At 70.2% G+C, this 15,652-nt stretch carries 12 protein-coding genes; 6 read left to right on the top strand and 6 right to left on the bottom strand.

The window, feature by feature from the left end; translation table 11 throughout:
* The first annotated feature begins 177 nt into the window (after positions 1–177).
* Together ACZ69Q_RS20735 and ACZ69Q_RS20730 are read left to right on the top strand one after the other, a co-directional pair.
* On the top strand, positions 178–1,572 hold the full coding sequence (locus ACZ69Q_RS20735) for a cation:dicarboxylate symporter family transporter (RefSeq protein ID WP_471043778.1): 1,395 nt from the start codon (positions 178–180) through the stop codon (positions 1,570–1,572).
* A 336-nt stretch (positions 1,573–1,908) separates the two neighbouring features.
* Positions 1,909–3,378, top strand: coding sequence for an AAA family ATPase (locus tag ACZ69Q_RS20730; RefSeq protein WP_471043776.1), 1,470 nt, complete (start codon positions 1,909–1,911; stop codon positions 3,376–3,378).
* Here the strand turns inward: ACZ69Q_RS20730 and ACZ69Q_RS20725 are convergent.
* Positions 3,333–4,229 (bottom strand): aldo/keto reductase, encoded by an 897-nt coding sequence (locus tag ACZ69Q_RS20725; protein WP_471043774.1) that lies wholly within the window; start codon positions 4,227–4,229, stop codon positions 3,333–3,335. The genes ACZ69Q_RS20730 and ACZ69Q_RS20725 overlap by 46 nt on opposite strands.
* A 1-nt stretch (position 4,230) precedes the next feature.
* Entirely contained in the window at positions 4,231–5,145 is a 915-nt protein-coding gene (locus tag ACZ69Q_RS20720; protein ID WP_471043771.1) for an NAD-dependent epimerase/dehydratase family protein, read from the bottom strand.
* Positions 5,146–5,256: 111 nt separating this feature from the next.
* On the opposite strand from ACZ69Q_RS20720, the gene ACZ69Q_RS20715 reads away from it, so the two are divergent.
* From ACZ69Q_RS20715 to ACZ69Q_RS20700, 4 genes are all read left to right on the top strand, one after another.
* Positions 5,257–5,709: an Lrp/AsnC family transcriptional regulator gene (locus tag ACZ69Q_RS20715; protein WP_471044672.1), complete on the top strand. Its 453-nt coding sequence runs from the start codon at positions 5,257–5,259 to the stop codon at positions 5,707–5,709.
* Between the two features lie 29 nt (positions 5,710–5,738).
* Complete coding sequence (locus tag ACZ69Q_RS20710) at positions 5,739–6,125, top strand: MerR family transcriptional regulator (protein ID WP_471044670.1); 387 nt, start codon at positions 5,739–5,741, stop codon at positions 6,123–6,125.
* A complete protein-coding gene (locus ACZ69Q_RS20705) occupies positions 6,122–6,454 on the top strand; it encodes a thioredoxin family protein (RefSeq protein WP_471043769.1) in 333 nt (110 codons plus the stop codon). Before ACZ69Q_RS20710 ends, ACZ69Q_RS20705 begins: the two co-directional genes overlap by 4 nt.
* 180 nt (positions 6,455–6,634) lie before the next feature.
* Positions 6,635–8,851 carry a HelD family protein gene (locus ACZ69Q_RS20700; RefSeq protein WP_471043766.1) on the top strand — a complete coding sequence of 739 codons (2,217 nt, stop codon included), beginning with the start codon at positions 6,635–6,637 and terminating at the stop codon, positions 8,849–8,851.
* Positions 8,852–9,016: 165 nt separating this feature from the next.
* On the opposite strand, the gene glgB is transcribed toward ACZ69Q_RS20700, so the two are convergent.
* From glgB to ACZ69Q_RS20680, 4 genes are all read right to left on the bottom strand, one after another.
* Positions 9,017–11,635 (bottom strand): 1,4-alpha-glucan branching enzyme, encoded by a 2,619-nt coding sequence (gene glgB, locus ACZ69Q_RS20695; protein ID WP_471043764.1) that lies wholly within the window; start codon positions 11,633–11,635, stop codon positions 9,017–9,019.
* Positions 11,632–13,077, bottom strand: coding sequence for a maltokinase N-terminal cap-like domain-containing protein (locus ACZ69Q_RS20690; RefSeq protein ID WP_471043762.1), 1,446 nt, complete (start codon positions 13,075–13,077; stop codon positions 11,632–11,634). Before ACZ69Q_RS20690 ends, glgB begins: the two co-directional genes overlap by 4 nt.
* An 83-nt stretch (positions 13,078–13,160) precedes the next feature.
* Entirely contained in the window at positions 13,161–14,861 is a 1,701-nt protein-coding gene (treS, locus tag ACZ69Q_RS20685) for a maltose alpha-D-glucosyltransferase (RefSeq protein WP_471043760.1), read from the bottom strand.
* A partial coding sequence (locus tag ACZ69Q_RS20680; protein WP_471043758.1) for an alpha-amylase family glycosyl hydrolase occupies positions 14,858–15,652 on the bottom strand: 795 nt, incomplete at its 5' end. The genes treS and ACZ69Q_RS20680, both read right to left, overlap by 4 nt.

The following is a 15,652-nucleotide window of genomic DNA, read 5'->3' as shown; positions in this document are numbered from 1 at the left end:
GATTGTGAACTAAATGAACGGAAGGGTGACCGCCCTCACACCGCGGGAGATAGTCACGGCATCGCTGAATTACGACCCCCGTCCCCCCGGGGCTCGGCAGCCGATCAGCGACCCCCCACCCCGGACGTGAGCCGCACGCCGGTGACAAAACCGACGAAGACGTCAAGGAGGGCAGCCGTGGCCGCCGCCAGTTCCCCCGATACGGCACCTGCCGCACCCGTCGCCAAACGGGACCGCACGCACTACCTCTACATCGCGGTGATCATCGCGGTCGCCCTCGGTATCACCGTGGGCCTCGTCGCCCCCGACTTCGCGGTCGAGCTGAAGCCCATCGGGACCGGCTTCGTGAACCTGATCAAGATGATGATCTCGCCGATCATCTTCTGCACGATCGTCCTGGGCATCGGCTCGGTGCGGAAGGCCGCCAAGGTCGGCAAGGTCGGCGGTATCGCGCTGGTCTACTTCCTCGCGATGTCGCTGGTCGCGCTCGCCATCGGTCTCGTCGTCGGCAACATCCTGGAGCCGGGCACCGGCCTCGCCGTCACCGACGCCGTGAAGGACGCCGGTCACGCGCAGGTCGACGCGGAGGCCAAGGACACCACCGAGTTCCTGCTCGGCATCATCCCGACCACGATCGTCTCCGCCTTCACCGTCCCCGAGGTCCTCCAGACCCTGCTGGTCGCGCTGCTCACCGGTTTCGCGCTCCAGGCCATGGGCTCCGCCGGTGAGCCGATCCTGCGCGGTGTGCAGCACATCCAGCGGCTCGTCTTCCGCATCCTCGCCATGGTCATGTGGGCCGCCCCGATCGGTGCCTTCGGCGCCATCGCCGCCGTCACCGGTTCCGCCGGTCTGGACGCGCTGAAGAGCCTCGCCGTGCTGATGCTCGGCTTCTACGTCACCTGCTTCCTCTTCGTCTTCATCGTGCTCGGCGCGCTGCTGCGGATCGTCGCGGGCCTGAACATCCTCACGTTCTTCAAGTACCTCGGCCGTGAGTTCCTGCTGATCCTGTCGACCTCCTCCTCCGAGTCGGCGCTGCCGCGCCTCATCGCGAAGATGGAACACCTGGGCGTCAGCAAGCCGGTGGTCGGCATCACCGTCCCGACCGGCTACTCCTTCAACCTCGACGGCACCATGATCTACATGACCATGGCGTCCCTGTTCATCGCCGACGCCATGGGTACGCCGATGGCGCTCGCCGAGCAGATCCCGCTGCTGCTGTTCCTGCTGGTCGCCTCCAAGGGCGCCGCGGGTGTCACCGGCGCCGGCCTCGCGACCCTGGCCGGTGGCCTGCAGTCGCACAAGCCCGCCCTGGTGGACGGCATCGGCCTCATCGTCGGCATCGACCGCTTCATGAGCGAGGCCCGCGCCCTGACGAACTTCGCGGGCAACGCCGTCGCCACGGTGCTGATCGGCACCTGGACGAAGGAGATCGACAAGGACAAGGTCGACCAGGTGCTCGCCGGACAGCTCCCGTTCGACGAGAAGACCCTCCTGGACGACGACGGCCACGGCGCCGCCCCGGCCGCGCAGGCTCCGGAACAGGGCGGGGAGAAGGAACTCGCCAAGGCCTGACCTGCGGCCCGCTGCAAAAGCACCGGAACCCACCTGCTCCGGACGCCCGGCCCCGCCTGAACCGGGGCCGGGCGTCCGGCCACAAATGCTCCGGGCGGCCGGGATGCTCCCCCGTCTCCCAGCCGCCCGGTCCCAACCCCCTCCCGACTCAGGCGTACGGCAACTGCCGTACGCCTGACTGCATGGCATCCCTGCGCCCGGGCAGGGATGCCCGCGTTTCCCGGTGGCCGGTCCCCTGCTCGGCCCCGCACCCTAAATCCTTTGACCTGTCAGCCCGTTCGGCTCACGCTGGTGCCCTCGACGTGGACCTACCGGCGCGGACGTTCGGAGGCGGGCATGGCGCAAGAGGCGGCACCCCTCTCACTGGACCAGGTGAACGACCTGTTCTACGAGTTCCTCGAAGCGGTCGCCCGCGCCTCGCGCAAGGACCAGGAGAGCGGCCGCAACCTCAGCACCCGGCTGATGGCCCACCTCGGCTCCACCCCCTCCGACCGCCCCGTGGTCAAGGCGGCCTACGCGCCGTACGACCTCCCCAACGTCCACCTCGCCCTGGAGCGCTGGTTCGCCGCCGACCCCGCCCGCTCCTACGAACTCATCGGCCTGCGCGGCGCCCAGCACCACGGCGATCTCACCCTCGGCGACATCCTCGACGCGGCCGACCGCTACGACCGCTTCGTGATCGGCGCCGTCGACTACGCCCACCTCCCCGTCGCCCCGGACACCGAACTGGCCTGCGTCTCCAGCGGGTTCTACCTCGGCCGGGAGGGCGACGAGCGGTTCGCGGTGCTGCTGCGCGGCCCGCGGGACGAGTACGGACGCAACAAGGTCGAGGTCGAGGTCCTCGCCCGGGACAAGGAGTTCGCGGACCGGCTGCTCGCCGAGTTCGACACCCTCGTACGCGAGGGGAACATCTTCCGCGGCCAGGTCCTCTCCTTCGAGGGCTCGGAGTTCGGGCACGGCCTCGGCCCGTTCCGTTTCCACCGCCGCCCTGACCTCACCCGCACCGACATCGTGCTGCCCACCGGCCTGCTGGAGCGCCTGGAACGCCAGGTCATGGGCGTCGCCCGGCGCCGCGAGCAGCTTCTCGCGGCGGGCCAGCACCTGCGCCGCGGACTGCTGCTCTACGGCCCGCCCGGCACCGGCAAGACCCACACGATCCGCTATCTGCTCTCCCACCTCCCGCAGTTCACGGTGGTGATCCTCGCCGGCACCAGCATCTCGGCCATCGGCCCCGCCTGCGCGCTGGCCCGGATGCTCCAGCCGGCGCTCGTCGTCCTGGAGGACTGCGACCTGATCGCCGAGGCCCGCGACTACGGCGGCGGCGACCAGCCCCTGCTCTTCCAGGTCCTGAACGAGATGGACGGCCTCGGCGACGACGCCGACGTCGCCTTCCTGCTCACCACCAACCGTGCCGACCTGCTGGAGCCGGCCCTGGCCCAGCGCCCCGGCCGGATCGACCTCGCCATGGAGATCCCCCTGCCCGACGGGGAGGGCCGCTCCCGGCTGTTCGACCTCTACGGCGCCGGACTCGGCCTCGGCAAGGACGTCAAGGACGAGGTGGTGGCCCGCACGGAGGGCACGACGGCCTCCTTCACCAAGGAGCTGGTTCGGCGCTCGGTACTGATCGCGGCCGAGCGCGAGTCCCCTCGCACGGAGCCGGACGACGTCCGTGCCGCGCTCGACGAACTCCTCTCCGACCAGGACCACCTCACCCGCCGCCTGCTCGGCGTGGAGGAGACCCCCGACGAGGACGGCGAGCGTCAACCGACGGAAACCACCGCACCGTCGAGCCGTTCCAGCTCCTGAGCGCTCAAGCCCAGGTCGGCCGCGCCCGCCGAGTCCCGGATCGTCTCCGGGCGGCTCGCCCCCGGAATCGGGATCACGACGGGGGAGCGTGCCAGCAGCCAGGCCAGGGCGACCCGCTGAGGGCTGACACCGTGCGCCTGCGCCACGGCACGGAAGGCACCGAGGCGGGTGTCCTCCTCGCTTCCCGACGGCCCGTCAAGCGAGCTGCGCGAAATGCCGCCGAGCGGGCTCCACGGCAGGAACGCGAGCCCGAGCTCCGCGCACAGGCGGAGCTCGGCCTCGCTGTCCCGTACGGCGGGCGAGTACCGGTTCTGCACCGACACCAGCCGGTCGCCGAGGATCCGGTGGGCGGTGCGGATCTGGTCCACGTCCGTGTTGGAGACGCCGGCCAGGCGGATCTTGCCCTCGTCGAGCAACTCGCGCAGCGCGCCGACCGACTCCTCGAACGGAACGGCCGGATCGGGCTTGTGGAGCTGGTAGAGCCCGATCGCCTCGATGCCGAGCCGGCGCAGCGACGCCTCGGCGGCGGACTTCAGCCGGCGCGGATCGCCGTTCACCGTCCAGTCGCCGTCGGCCGGTCGGCCCCGGCCGCCCTTGGTGGCCACCAGGACGTCGTCCGTGTCGCCGCCGTACGCGGCCAGCGCGCGGGCCACGAGGAGTTCGTTGTGGCCGGGCTCGGCGCCGGGCAGATGGTAGGAGTCCGCCGTGTCCAGCAGCGTCACCCCGCAGTCGAGGGCGGCGTGCACGGTGGCCAGGGCGCGCCGCTCGTCCGGGCGGCCCTCGATGGACAGCGGCATCGCGCCGAGGCCGATCGCGCTCACGCGCAGGGAGCCGAGAGTGCGCCGGCGCATGTCAGCCGCCGTCCTTTCCGAGGGTCTCGGCGACGGCTTTCGGGAGCCACTGCCGGGCGTGCGTGAAGCGGAAACCGAGCCGTGTGGCGCGGGAGTTGTCCATGCCGTAGGCGCGGGTGAAGGAGAAGGGGGAGACCTCACCGACCTCGACGGGCTGGAGGACGGTCCGGCCCTCCGGGTAGTGCGCGGCGATCTCGGCGCACAGTTCCTCGGTGGTCAGCAGACCGTGCGAGGCGGCGTTGACCGGGCCGGTGAAGTCCTGGCCCACCGCCCAGAACAGGAAGTCGGCGATCTCCTCGACATGGATGTACGTCGCCGGATGGTTCACCACCGGTACGGCGATCGGCGCACCGGCGCGGATCCGGCTCGCGTAGTGCGTCATACGGCCCGTGAAGTCGTCGTCCCCGCCCAGCACATGGGCCACCCGCACCGCCGTGCACGGGAAGTCCTGGCCGGCGGCGAACACGGCCTCCGCCTGCCGCTTGCCCTCGCCGTAGTGGGTGTCGAGGAACTCCGGGTCGTCCCAGGGGAGTTCGAGGTCGACGGGTACGCCCAGCGGGCCCACGTCCGTCTCGCGCACGGGGGCGATCGAGTCCTCGTACTCGTACACCTCCACCGTGGACGTCAGCACGTAACGACGGGTGCGGCCGGCGAACACCCGGCGGGCGATCGCCGCCTGGCGCGGGGTGTAGCAGACCTGGTCGACCACGGCGTCGAAGGTCCGCGAACCCAGCGCCGCCGTCATGGACTTCTCGTCGTCGCGGTCGGCGATCAGGTGAACCACGCCCGGCGGCGGTGGCGACGAACCGCGGTTGAGCACCGTCACCCGGTCCCCGGCGGCCAGCAGCCGCGCGATCAGCCGCTTGCCGAAGTAGCGGCTGCCGCCTATGACCAGTACCTCTCGTGCGCTTCCCATGACCATAATTCTCCCGGCCATGCACCACGTCCTGAAGGGGAAGACATGGGAGATCCGGTCACCGTGCGGAAAGAACCACGGCAGTTGCGCCCGTCCGCCGTCGAAACATCGGTGGCCTTCGACGCCCTGGACCGGCAGATCCTGGAGCTGCTCCAGACCGACGGCCGGATCAAGCTCAGCGAGCTGGGCCGGCGGGTGCGGCTCAGCCCGGCGGCCGTCACCGAGCGGGTGCGGCGGCTGGAGGCGGCGGGCGCGATCACGGGATACGGCGCGCAGATCGCCCCCGCCCGGCTGGGCTACGGCATCCAGGCCTTCATCCGGGTCAACCCGCACGGCGGCTACACCCTGCGTCACCCCCGCACCCTGGAGCTGATCGACCGCCCGGAGATCGTGGAGGTCCACCACGTCGTCGGCGAGGACTGCTGGATCCTCAAGGTCGCTGTCGAGGACACCGTCCACCTGGAGGAGATCCTCGAACAGACCTCGGCGCTGGGCCGCACGACGACGTCGATCGTGCTGTCCTCCCCGCTGCCGAGAAAGCCGCTCCTGCCGCGGTTGCCCTGACGTCGGCGTCAAGGATTACGTTCGTGGACATGCGAATCGGCGAGCTGGCCGCGCGGGCCGGGACCACGACGCGCACCTTGCGCTACTACGAGTCGCGGGGGCTGCTGCCCGCGCGACGCGGCGGCAACGGCTATCGGACGTACGACGAGGCCGACCTGAAGCTGCTTCGGCAGATCAGGACGTTGCAGGACTTCGGGTTCGACCTGGAGGAGACCCGGCCCTTCGTGGAGTGTCTGCGGGCCGGGCACCCGGAGGGTGACTCGTGTCCCGCCTCGCTCGCGGTCTACCGGCGCAAGCTGGACGAGCTCGACGCGCTGATCGGCGAGTTGCAGGCCGTGCGGGCCAAGATCGGCCTGCGGCTGTCGATGGCCGAAGGGGAACCACCGTTGTGCGAACTGGGAGGGCAGGAACCGTGATCAGAGCGGCGGGCGTGGCCGAGGTGACGGACGCGGACTTCGAGGCGGAGGTGATCGGGGCGGAGCTGCCGGTGCTGGTGGAGTTCACCGCGGACTGGTGCCCGCCGTGCCGGCAGATGGGGCCGGTGCTCACGGCCCTGGCGGACGAGACGAGCGACTGCCTGAAGGTGGTGCAGTTGGACGTGGACACCAACCCGCTGACCACGAACGCCTACAAGGTGCTCTCCATGCCGACGTTCATGGTGTTCCGCGCCGGTGAGCCGGTGAAGGCGATGGTGGGGGCGCGGCCCAAGCGGCGGCTGCTGGAGGAGCTCGCCGACGTGCTGTGATTCCACCCGGGACACGAACCGGAACACAAGAAATCCCCCGAGCAATTGCGCTCGGGGGATTTCTTTGCGTATATTTAATGGTTCGCGACTTCGCGTGAATTCGGTCGCGGTGAAGTTCAGTGAGCACAGTATATCCGGGCGGGAGCAGAATTGTCAAACACCGAATTTCAAGACGGTGAAATGCGACGCGAGCAGGAATTCATCGACGACCTGTACGCGCGCGTGGACGCGTTGCGCGGTGACACCGAGAACTCCGTCACGGACGCGCTCGCCCAGGGCAACACGCCCATGCAGGCACGGCTGGAGCGGGACATCCTCGTCGCCGAGCGCTCGGGGCTGCTCGCCGCGCTGAACGCCGTGGACGGCTCGCTGTGCTTCGGCCGGATCGACCTCTCCTCGGGCATCACCCACCACATCGGCCGCATCGGCCTGCGCACCGACGACGCCGAGCGCACACCGATTCTCGTCGACTGGCGGGCGGACGTCGCCCGCCCCTTCTACCTGGCCACCGGCCACACCCCGATGGGGCTCAGGCGCCGACGGCACATCACCACCGAGGGCCGTACGGTCACCGCCCTGCACGACGAGATCCTCGACCTCGGCGACCGGGAGCGCACCGGCCACGAGGACCCGACGGGCGACGCGGTCCTGCTCGCCGCGCTGAACACCGCGCGCACCGGCCGGATGAACGACATCGTGCAGACCATCCAGGCCGAGCAGGACGAGATCATCCGGGCGCCGCACCGCGGCGTGCTGGTCGTGGAGGGCGGCCCGGGCACCGGCAAGACGGCCGTCGCCCTGCACCGCGCCGCCTATCTCCTCTACGAACACCGGGAGCTGCTCGCCAAGCGCGCGGTCCTGATCGTCGGCCCCAACCCCGCCTTCCTCGGCTACATCGGCGAGGTCCTGCCCGCGCTGGGCGAGACGGGCGTGCTGCTGGCCACCGTCGGCGAACTGTTCCCCGGCGTGAAGGCGACGGCGACCGACACCCGGGAGGCGGCCGCGGTGAAGGGCCGCGCCGACATGGCGGACGTGCTCGCCGAGGCCGTACGGGACTGGCAGGCGCTGCCCGACCCGGTGATCGCCATCGAGCACGACCGCGAGATCCTGATGCTCGACGACGGTCTGGTGAAGGTGGCGCGCGAGAAGGCCCGCGCGGTGCGGCTGCCCCACAACGCGGCCCGCGAGCACTTCGAGGGCCACATCCTCAACACCCTCACCGAGCTGTACGCCGAGCGGGTCGGGACGGACCCCTTCGACGGCACGAATCTGCTGGACCCGAGCGACATCACGCAGATCCGTGACGACATCGCCGAGAACCCCGAGGTGTGGGCCGCCATCGACCAGTTGTGGCCGAGGCTGACCCCGCAGCGGCTGGTCGCGGACTTCCTCGCCGACCCCGTGGGCTACCTGCCCGACGAGGACGTCGCCGCGATCCGCCGGCCGGTGACCCGGGCGTGGACCGTGGCGGACGTACCGCTGCTCGACGAGGCCGCCGAACTCCTCGGCGAGGACGACCGGCTGAAGCGGGCGCTGGCCGAGCGGGAGCGGCAGACGCAGGTCGCCTACGCCCAGGGCGTGCTGGACGTGTCGTACGCCTCGCGCACCTACGAGTTCGATGACAAGGACGAGGAGGACTCCGAGGTCCTGTCCGCGCACAACATCATCGACGCCGAGCGGTTCGCCGAACGTCACGAGGAGGACGATCACCGCAGCGCCGCCGAGCGCGCGGCGGCCGACCGGACCTGGGCGTTCGGGCACATCATCGTCGACGAGGCGCAGGAGCTGTCGCCGATGGCCTGGCGGCTGCTGATGCGGCGCAGCCCGACCCGCTCGATGACCCTGGTCGGCGACCCGGCCCAGACGGCCGAGGCGGCGGGCGTCGGCTCGTGGCAGAAGATCCTCCAGCCGTACGTCGAGGACCGCTGGGAGCACACCCGCCTCGGCGTCAACTACCGCACGCCCGCCGAGATCATGGACCTCGCGGCGGATGTCGTGAGGGCGGAGAACCCGGACTTCGAACCGCCGAGTTCCGTACGGTCCACCGGTGTACGTCCCTGGGTGCGCGCCACCGACGACCTGCCCGGCGCGGTCGCGAAGGCCGTCGAGGAACTCACCCCGGCCGAGGGGCGGCTCGCGGTCATCGCCCCGCGCCATCTGCACGGCAAGCTGGCGGCGCGGCTTGACGGGGTGACGGCGGGGACGGAGCCCGACCTCACCCAGTCGGTGGTCCTCCTCGACCCCCGCCAGTCGAAGGGCCTGGAGTTCGACTCCGTGCTGGTGGTGGAACCGGGGTTGTACGGCACGAGCGATCTGTATGTGGCGCTGACGCGGGCCACACAGCGGTTGGGAGTGCTGCATACGGGACGGTTGCCGAAGGCGCTGACGACCGCCTGAGACTGGGTTCGCCCCCGCCGCCCCTACCCTTCCCGTCCCCGGGGGCTGCCGCCCCTCCTCAAGCGCCGGACGGGCTGAGAATCCAGCCCCTCCGGCGTTTGAGGAGCGGGGTCTGGGGCGGAGCCCCAGAAGGATGGGACGGGCAGGGGCGGCGGGGGCGACAAACTAAGCCGGCCGCAGCCAGACGGTCGCCAGTGGCGGCAGCGTCAGCCGGATGCTGGCCGCGCGGCCGTGCCAGCTCTGCGGCTCCGGCTTGAGGGGGTCGGGGTTGGTGACATCGCTGCCGCCGTACTTCGCCGCGTCGGTGTTCACCGTCTCGTGCCACGCCGGGACGTCGTCCGGGACGCCCAGGCGGTACTCGTCGCGGACCACCGGCGACATGTTGGACACCGCCAGCAGCGGGGTGCCCTCCGCGTCGTAGCGCAGGAACGCGAACACGTTGTCGTCGGCGGCGTCACCCACCACCCACTGGAAGCCCGACGGATCGGTGTCGCGCTGCCAGAGGGCCGGCGTGTGGCGGTAGACCGTGTTCAGATCGCGGACCAGATCCCGCACCCCGCGGTGGTCGGGCTCCGCCCCGTACGCCGGGTCCAGCAGCCACCAGTCCGGCCCGTGCGCCTCCGACCACTCGGCGCCCTGCGCGAACTCCTGCCCCATGAACAGCAGTTGCTTTCCCGGGTGCGCCCACATGAAGCCCAGGTAGGCACGGTGGCCGGCCCGCTGCTGCCACCAGTCGCCCGGCATCTTCGACACCAGCGACCGCTTGCCGTGGACGACCTCGTCGTGGGAGATGGGCAGCACGTAGTTCTCGCTGTAGGCGTACACCATCGAGAAGGTCATCTCGTTGTGGTGGTACTTGCGGTGCACCGGCTCCTTGGCCATGTACTGCAGTGAGTCGTGCATCCAGCCCATGTTCCACTTCAGGCCGAACCCCAGGCCCCCGAAGCCGCCCGGACCCGAAACGTGCGTCGGGCGCGTCACTCCGTCCCAGGCCGTCGACTCCTCCGCGATGGTGACGACCCCGGGGTTGCGCCGGTACACCGTCGCGTTCATCTCCTGGAGGAACGCAACCGCGTCCAGGTTCTCCCGCCCGCCGTGCTCGTTCGGCACCCACTGGCCCGGCTCACGCGAGTAGTCCAGGTAGAGCATGGACGCCACCGCGTCCACCCGGAGCCCGTCGATGTGGAACTCCTCGCACCAGTACGTGGCGTTCGCGACGAGGAAGTTGCGCACCTCGCGCCGCCCGAAGTCGAATTCCAGCGTCCCCCAGTCGGGGTGCGCGGACCGCAGCGGGTCCTCGTGCTCGTACAGCGGACGCCCGTCGAACTCGGCCAGCGCCCAGTCGTCGCGCGGGAAGTGTGCCGGCACCCAGTCCATCAGCACACCGATGCCGGCCTGGTGCAGGGCGTCGACCAGGTACTTGAAGTCGTCCGGAGTGCCCATGCGGGCCGTGGGCGCGTAGAAGCCGGTGACCTGGTAGCCCCAGGAGCCGCCGAAGGGGTGCTCGGCTACCGGCATCAGCTCCACGTGCGTGAACCCCAGGTCCTTGACGTACGCGGGGAGCTGCGCGGCGAGTTCGCGGTACGTCAGGCCGGGGCGCCAGGACGCCAGGTGGACCTCGTACACCGAGAACGGCGCCTCGTGCGTCGGCACCGACCCGCGCCGGGCCAGCCACGCCGCGTCGCCCCACTCGTGCCGCGAGGCGTGCACGATGGAGGACGTGTCGGGTGGGGCCTGCGTACGGCGGGCCATCGGGTCGGCGCGCAGCGTCTTCGAGCCGTCGGGCCGGGTGATCTCGAACTTGTACAGCTCGCCCTCGCCGATGCCGGGCATGAACAGCTCCCAGACACCGGTGCCGCCGAGCGAGCGCATCGGACAGCCCGTGCCGTCCCAGAAGTTGAACGTGCCGGCCAGGGAGACGCCGCGCGCGTTCGGCGCCCACACCGTGAACCGGGTGCCGGTCACGCCCTGGTGCGTCATCGGTTCGGCGCCGAGCGCACGCCACAGCTCCTCGTGCCGTCCCTCGCCGATCAGATGCAGATCGAGCTCACCCAGCGCGGGCAGGAAGCGGTACGCGTCCTCGGTCTCCTGCACCGACCCCTCGTACGCCACGAGGAGCCGGTAGCCCGCCGGCACCTCCCGCAGCGGCAGCAGCCCCGAGAAGAACCCCTCCCCGTCGTCGTGCAGTTCCGCCCGCAGGTTGTCCACGACGACGGTCACCGACAGGGCGAACGGCCTGAAGGCCCGGAAGGCGACACCGCCGGGCACCGGATGCGCGCCGAGCACGGAGTGCGGGGCGTGGTGGGTGCCGGTGAGCAGACGGTCGCGGTCGGAGGCGTCCAGGGCGGGGGAGACGGCGATCTCCACGGGCCGGGCCGGCTTCGGAGCCGCCTTCTGCGCGGGAATCTTCTTCTGCGCCGCCTTCTGCGCGGGGATCTTCTTGGCGGCCTTCTTCGGGGCGGTGCTCTTGGCCGGTGTGCTCTTCGCCGCCGTCGTCTTCGCGGTGGCCTTCTTCGTCACCGCCTTCTTGGCGACGGCTTTCTTCGCGACGGCCTTCTTGGCGGCCGGCTTCTTCGCCGCGGCTTTCTCCCCGGCCGTCTTCTTCTCGGCCGTCTTCTTCTGCCCGGCGGCCTTCGCCGTCTTCTTCGCCGTCCCCTTCCTCACGGCCTCGGCGGCCTCCGCGGCTTTGGTCGTCGCCCTTTTGGCGACGCTCGTCTTCTCGGCCGACTGCTCGGCCTTGCTCTCGGCTTCCGAACCGCTGGAGGGAGTGGTGCGGGGGGTCACGGGCGGGGCCTCCTAGGCGAAGGTGGAGATGAGGGGAGGGAGGGGGACGGGGTGCCGGCGTCCGCGGCGAGGCGGCCTATGGCGGACAACGGCACCGGCAGCCAGTCGGGGCGGTGGCGGGCCTCGTAGACGACCTCGTAGATCGCCTTGTCGGTCTCGTACGCCCGCAACAGCACCGGATCGGTCCGTGGATCGACGCCGCTGACCTGCGCGTACCCGGAGCAGTACGCGGCCCGGCAGGCCTCGGCCCAGCCGGGCACCGGCAGGTCGGCCGAGTGGGCCGCGTAGTCGAAGGAGCGCAGCATGCCCGCGACGTCCCGCACCGGCGGCTGCGGCATCCGCCGCTCGGCCAGCGGCTTCGACGGCTCGCCCTCGAAGTCGATGAGCCACCACCGGCCGCCGGGCGAGCGCAGGCACTGCCCGAGATGCAGATCGCCGTGGATGCGCTGGGCGGTCCAGGTGCAGCCCTCGCCGGCGAGATCGGCCAGCGCCTCGAAGGCGGAGCGCAGCGCGGGCGCGTACGGCCGCAGCGCCGGCACCGCCTGCGCGGCCGCGTCCAACCGCTCGACCATGCCGTCGACGAGCTGCTGCACCTGTGTGTGCCCCAGCGTCACGGTCGGCAGCGTACGGGCGAGCGCGGTGTGCACCTCGGCGGTCGCGCGCCCCAGCGCCCGCGCCTCGGCGGCGAAGTCCTCAACCTTGGCCAGCTCGCGCAGCGCCAGCTCCCAGCCGTCCGCCGCGCCCTGCACGAAGGGCTGGAGCACACCCAGTACGTACGACTCGCCCGCCAGCTCCGAGCGGAACCACGCCGTCGGCGCGGGCACCCGGTCGCAGCCCTCGCGGGCCAGCGCGAGCGGCAGCTCGAGGTCGGGATTGACGCCGGGCACGACCCGGCGCAACAGCTTCAAGATAAACGTATCGCCGTAGACGACCGACGAGTTCGACTGCTCGGAGGTGACCAGGCGCGGCACCAGGGAGGACCGGATCTCCTCACCGCCGTCCCGTTCGAAGCGCAGCGCGCCGATCCGGGCCCCGGTGCGCATGGCCTCCAGGAGCAGTTCGGCGGGACGGGCGTCGCACAGGGCGTCGTACACCGTTCGTCCGGCGAGCGGGCCCTCGGCGACGTGCCCGATCAGCGCGGGCGCGAGCCGCGGCGGCAACGCCTCTCGGTCCCCTATGAGGAGCTGGTAGCAGTCGGCGGGCTGCTCGGGTGCGCCCGGCACCGGCGCGAGCGGCTGATGGGCGCGCACCAGCAGGTGGTACAGGCCCAGCTTGCCGCCGGGCGGCAGCAGTTCGGTGGCGGCGACCAGCGAGAACCCGGTGACCGGACGCCCCTTGCCCGCGAACCACCGCTGCCGTGGCAGCCACTCCCGCAGCAGTGGATCAAGTGACGCAAGGAGGGCGGGCGGGGTGGTGACGGTACGGGTGACGGCTTCCGACATGGCGTCGCGTCCTTTCCCCGGGTGGTCGGGGTGTTACTCATGCGTGCCCCGGGCGGGGCGGTGGAAACCGCCCCGCCGGGCTCTCAGGCGGCGTCCTTGCGCAGCCGGAACCAGTAGAAGCCGTGGCCCCCGAGGGTCAGCAAGTACGGGAGCTCACCGATGGCCGGGAATCGCACCCCGCCGAACAGCTCGACGGGATGTCGGCCGTTGAACCGTCGCAGATCCAGTTCCGTCGGCTGCGCGAACCGCGAGAAGTTGTGGACGCACAGCACCAGATCGTCCTCGTATTCGCGCAGGAAAGCGAGGACCGCCGGGTTCGACGACTGGAGTTCGGTGTAGGTGCCGAGGCCGAACGCCGGGTTCTGCTTGCGGATCTCGATCATCCGGCGGGTCCAGTGAAGGAGCGAGGACGGCGAGGCCATGGACGCCTCGACGTTCGTCACCTGGTAGCCGTGGACCGGGTCCATGATCGTCGGCAGATACAGCCGTCCCGGATCGCAGGAGGAGAAGCCGGCGTTGCGGTCCGGGGTCCACTGCATGGGGGTGCGCACGGCGTCGCGGTCGCCGAGCCAGATGTTGTCGCCCATGCCGATCTCGTCGCCGTAGTACAGGATCGGCGAGCCGGGCAGCGACAGCAGCAGGGCGGTGAACAGCTCGATCTGGTTGCGGTCGTTGTCCAGCAGGGGCGCGAGCCGACGCCGGATGCCGATGTTGGCGCGCATGCGGGGGTCCTTGGCGTATTCCGCCCACATGTAGTCGCGTTCCTCGTCGGTGACCATTTCGAGGGTCAGCTCGTCGTGGTTGCGCAGGAAGATGCCCCACTGGCAGCCGGACGGAATGGCCGGCGTCTTGGCGAGGATTTCCGAGACGGGGTAGCGGGATTCCCGCCGTACGGCCATGAAGATGCGCGGCATGACGGGGAAGTGGAAGGCCATGTGGCATTCGTCGCCGCCGCTGCTGTAGTCGCCGAAGTAGTCGACGACGTCCTCCGGCCACTGGTTGGCCTCCGCCAGCAGCACCGTGTCCGGGTAGTGGGCGTCGATCTCCTTGCGCACCCGCCTGAGGAGCTCGTGCGTCGCCGGAAGGTTCTCGCAGTTCGTGCCCTCCTGCGCGTACAGATAGGGCACGGCATCGAGCCGGAACCCGTCGATTCCGAGATCCAGCCAGAACCGCAGCGCCGAGAGGATCTCCTCCTGCACGGCCGGGTTCTCGTAGTTGAGGTCCGGCTGGTGGGAGAAGAAGCGGTGGAAGAAGTACTGCTTGCGGACCGGATCGAAGGTCCAGTTGGAGGCTTCGGTGTCGACGAAGATGATGCGGGCGTCGGCGTACTGCTTGTCGTCGTCGGCCCACATGTAGTAGTCGCCGTAGGGGCCGTCGGGGTCTTTTCTCGATTCCTGGAACCACGGGTGCTGGTCGCTGGTGTGGTTCATGACGAAGTCGATGATGACGCGCATGCCGCGCTGGTGGGCGGCGTCGACGAATTCCACGAAGTCGGCGAGGTCGCCGAATTCGGGCAGGACGGCGGTGTAGTCGGAGACGTCGTAGCCGCCGTCGCGCAGGGGTGATTTGAAGAAGGGCGGCAGCCACAGGCAGTCGACGCCGAGCCATTGCAGGTAGTCGAGTTTGGCGGTCAGGCCCTTGAGGTCGCCGACGCCGTCGCCGTTGCTGTCCTGGAAGGAGCGGACCAGGACCTCGTAGAAGACGGCGCGTTTGAACCAGTCGGGGTCACGATCCTTGGCAGGGGTGTCCTCGAAGGTGTCCTGAACGGGCTCGTTGACGATCATTTTGTGGGTGACCCTCCGATCTGCGGGGTGGACGGTCGCAGAACACGGCTGTGCCCGTCCGGGGGATAACCCCCGGACCCCCAGCCGACGACAAGCACATGCGCGCCGCCGGGCAGGAGGCGCACATAGTTGGCCCTGCCCCAGTGATAGGTCTCGCCGGTGAGCTCGTCGCGCACCGGCACCGACTCGTGCCATTCCAGGCCGAGTTGCGGCATGTCCAACGAGACCGTGGCCTCCTGGGTGTGGTGCGGGTCGAGGTTGGCGACCACCAGAACCGTGTTCGAGCCCTGCCGCTTGGAGTACGCGATCACCGCTTCCTGGTCCGCGTGGTGGAAGTGGAGGTCGCGCAACTGCCGCAGGGCCGGATTCTCGCGCCGGATGGCGTTGAGGCGGGTGAGCAGGGGGGTGATGGTGCGGCCGTCGTGTTCGGCGGCGGCCCAGTCGCGGGGGCGGAGCTGGTACTTCTCGGAGTCGAGGTATTCCTCGCTGCCCTTGCGCAGCGCGGTGTTCTCGCACAGTTCGTAGCCGCTGTAGATGCCCCAGGACGGCGACAGCGTGGCCGCGAGGACGGCGCGGACCTCGAAGGCGGGCCGGCCGCCGTTCTGCAGGTAGGCGTGCAGGATGTCGGGGGTGTTGGCGAAGAAGTTGGGCCGCATGTAGGCGGCCGCCTCCCCGGACAGCTCGGTCAGGTATTCCGTGAGCTCCTGCTTGCTGTTGCGCCAGGTGAAGTACGTGTAGGACTGCTGGAAGCCGATCTGGGCCAGGGTGTGCATCATCGCCGGCCGGGTGAA

The sequence above is a fragment of the Streptomyces sp. NPDC036764 genome, assembly GCF_055609385.1.
Note: the sequence above shows the minus strand (reverse complement) of the source record. Positions and strands in the feature narration are given on the sequence as shown.

Excerpts from the sequence above, each read along its gene's own strand:
- ACZ69Q_RS20730 (WP_471043776.1), top strand. The coding sequence starts at position 1,909 with ATGGCGCAAGAGGCGGCACCCCTCTCACTGGACCAGGTGAACGACCTG.
- ACZ69Q_RS20710 (WP_471044670.1), top strand. The coding sequence starts at position 5,739 with ATGCGAATCGGCGAGCTGGCCGCGCGGGCCGGGACCACGACGCGCACC.
- ACZ69Q_RS20690 (WP_471043762.1), bottom strand. The coding sequence starts at position 13,077 with ATGTCGGAAGCCGTCACCCGTACCGTCACCACCCCGCCCGCCCTCCTT.
- ACZ69Q_RS20725 (WP_471043774.1), bottom strand. The coding sequence starts at position 4,229 with ATGCGCCGGCGCACTCTCGGCTCCCTGCGCGTGAGCGCGATCGGCCTC.
- treS (WP_471043760.1), bottom strand. The coding sequence starts at position 14,861 with ATGATCGTCAACGAGCCCGTTCAGGACACCTTCGAGGACACCCCTGCC.
- ACZ69Q_RS20720 (WP_471043771.1), bottom strand. The coding sequence starts at position 5,145 with ATGGGAAGCGCACGAGAGGTACTGGTCATAGGCGGCAGCCGCTACTTC.
- ACZ69Q_RS20700 (WP_471043766.1), top strand. The coding sequence starts at position 6,635 with ATGCGACGCGAGCAGGAATTCATCGACGACCTGTACGCGCGCGTGGAC.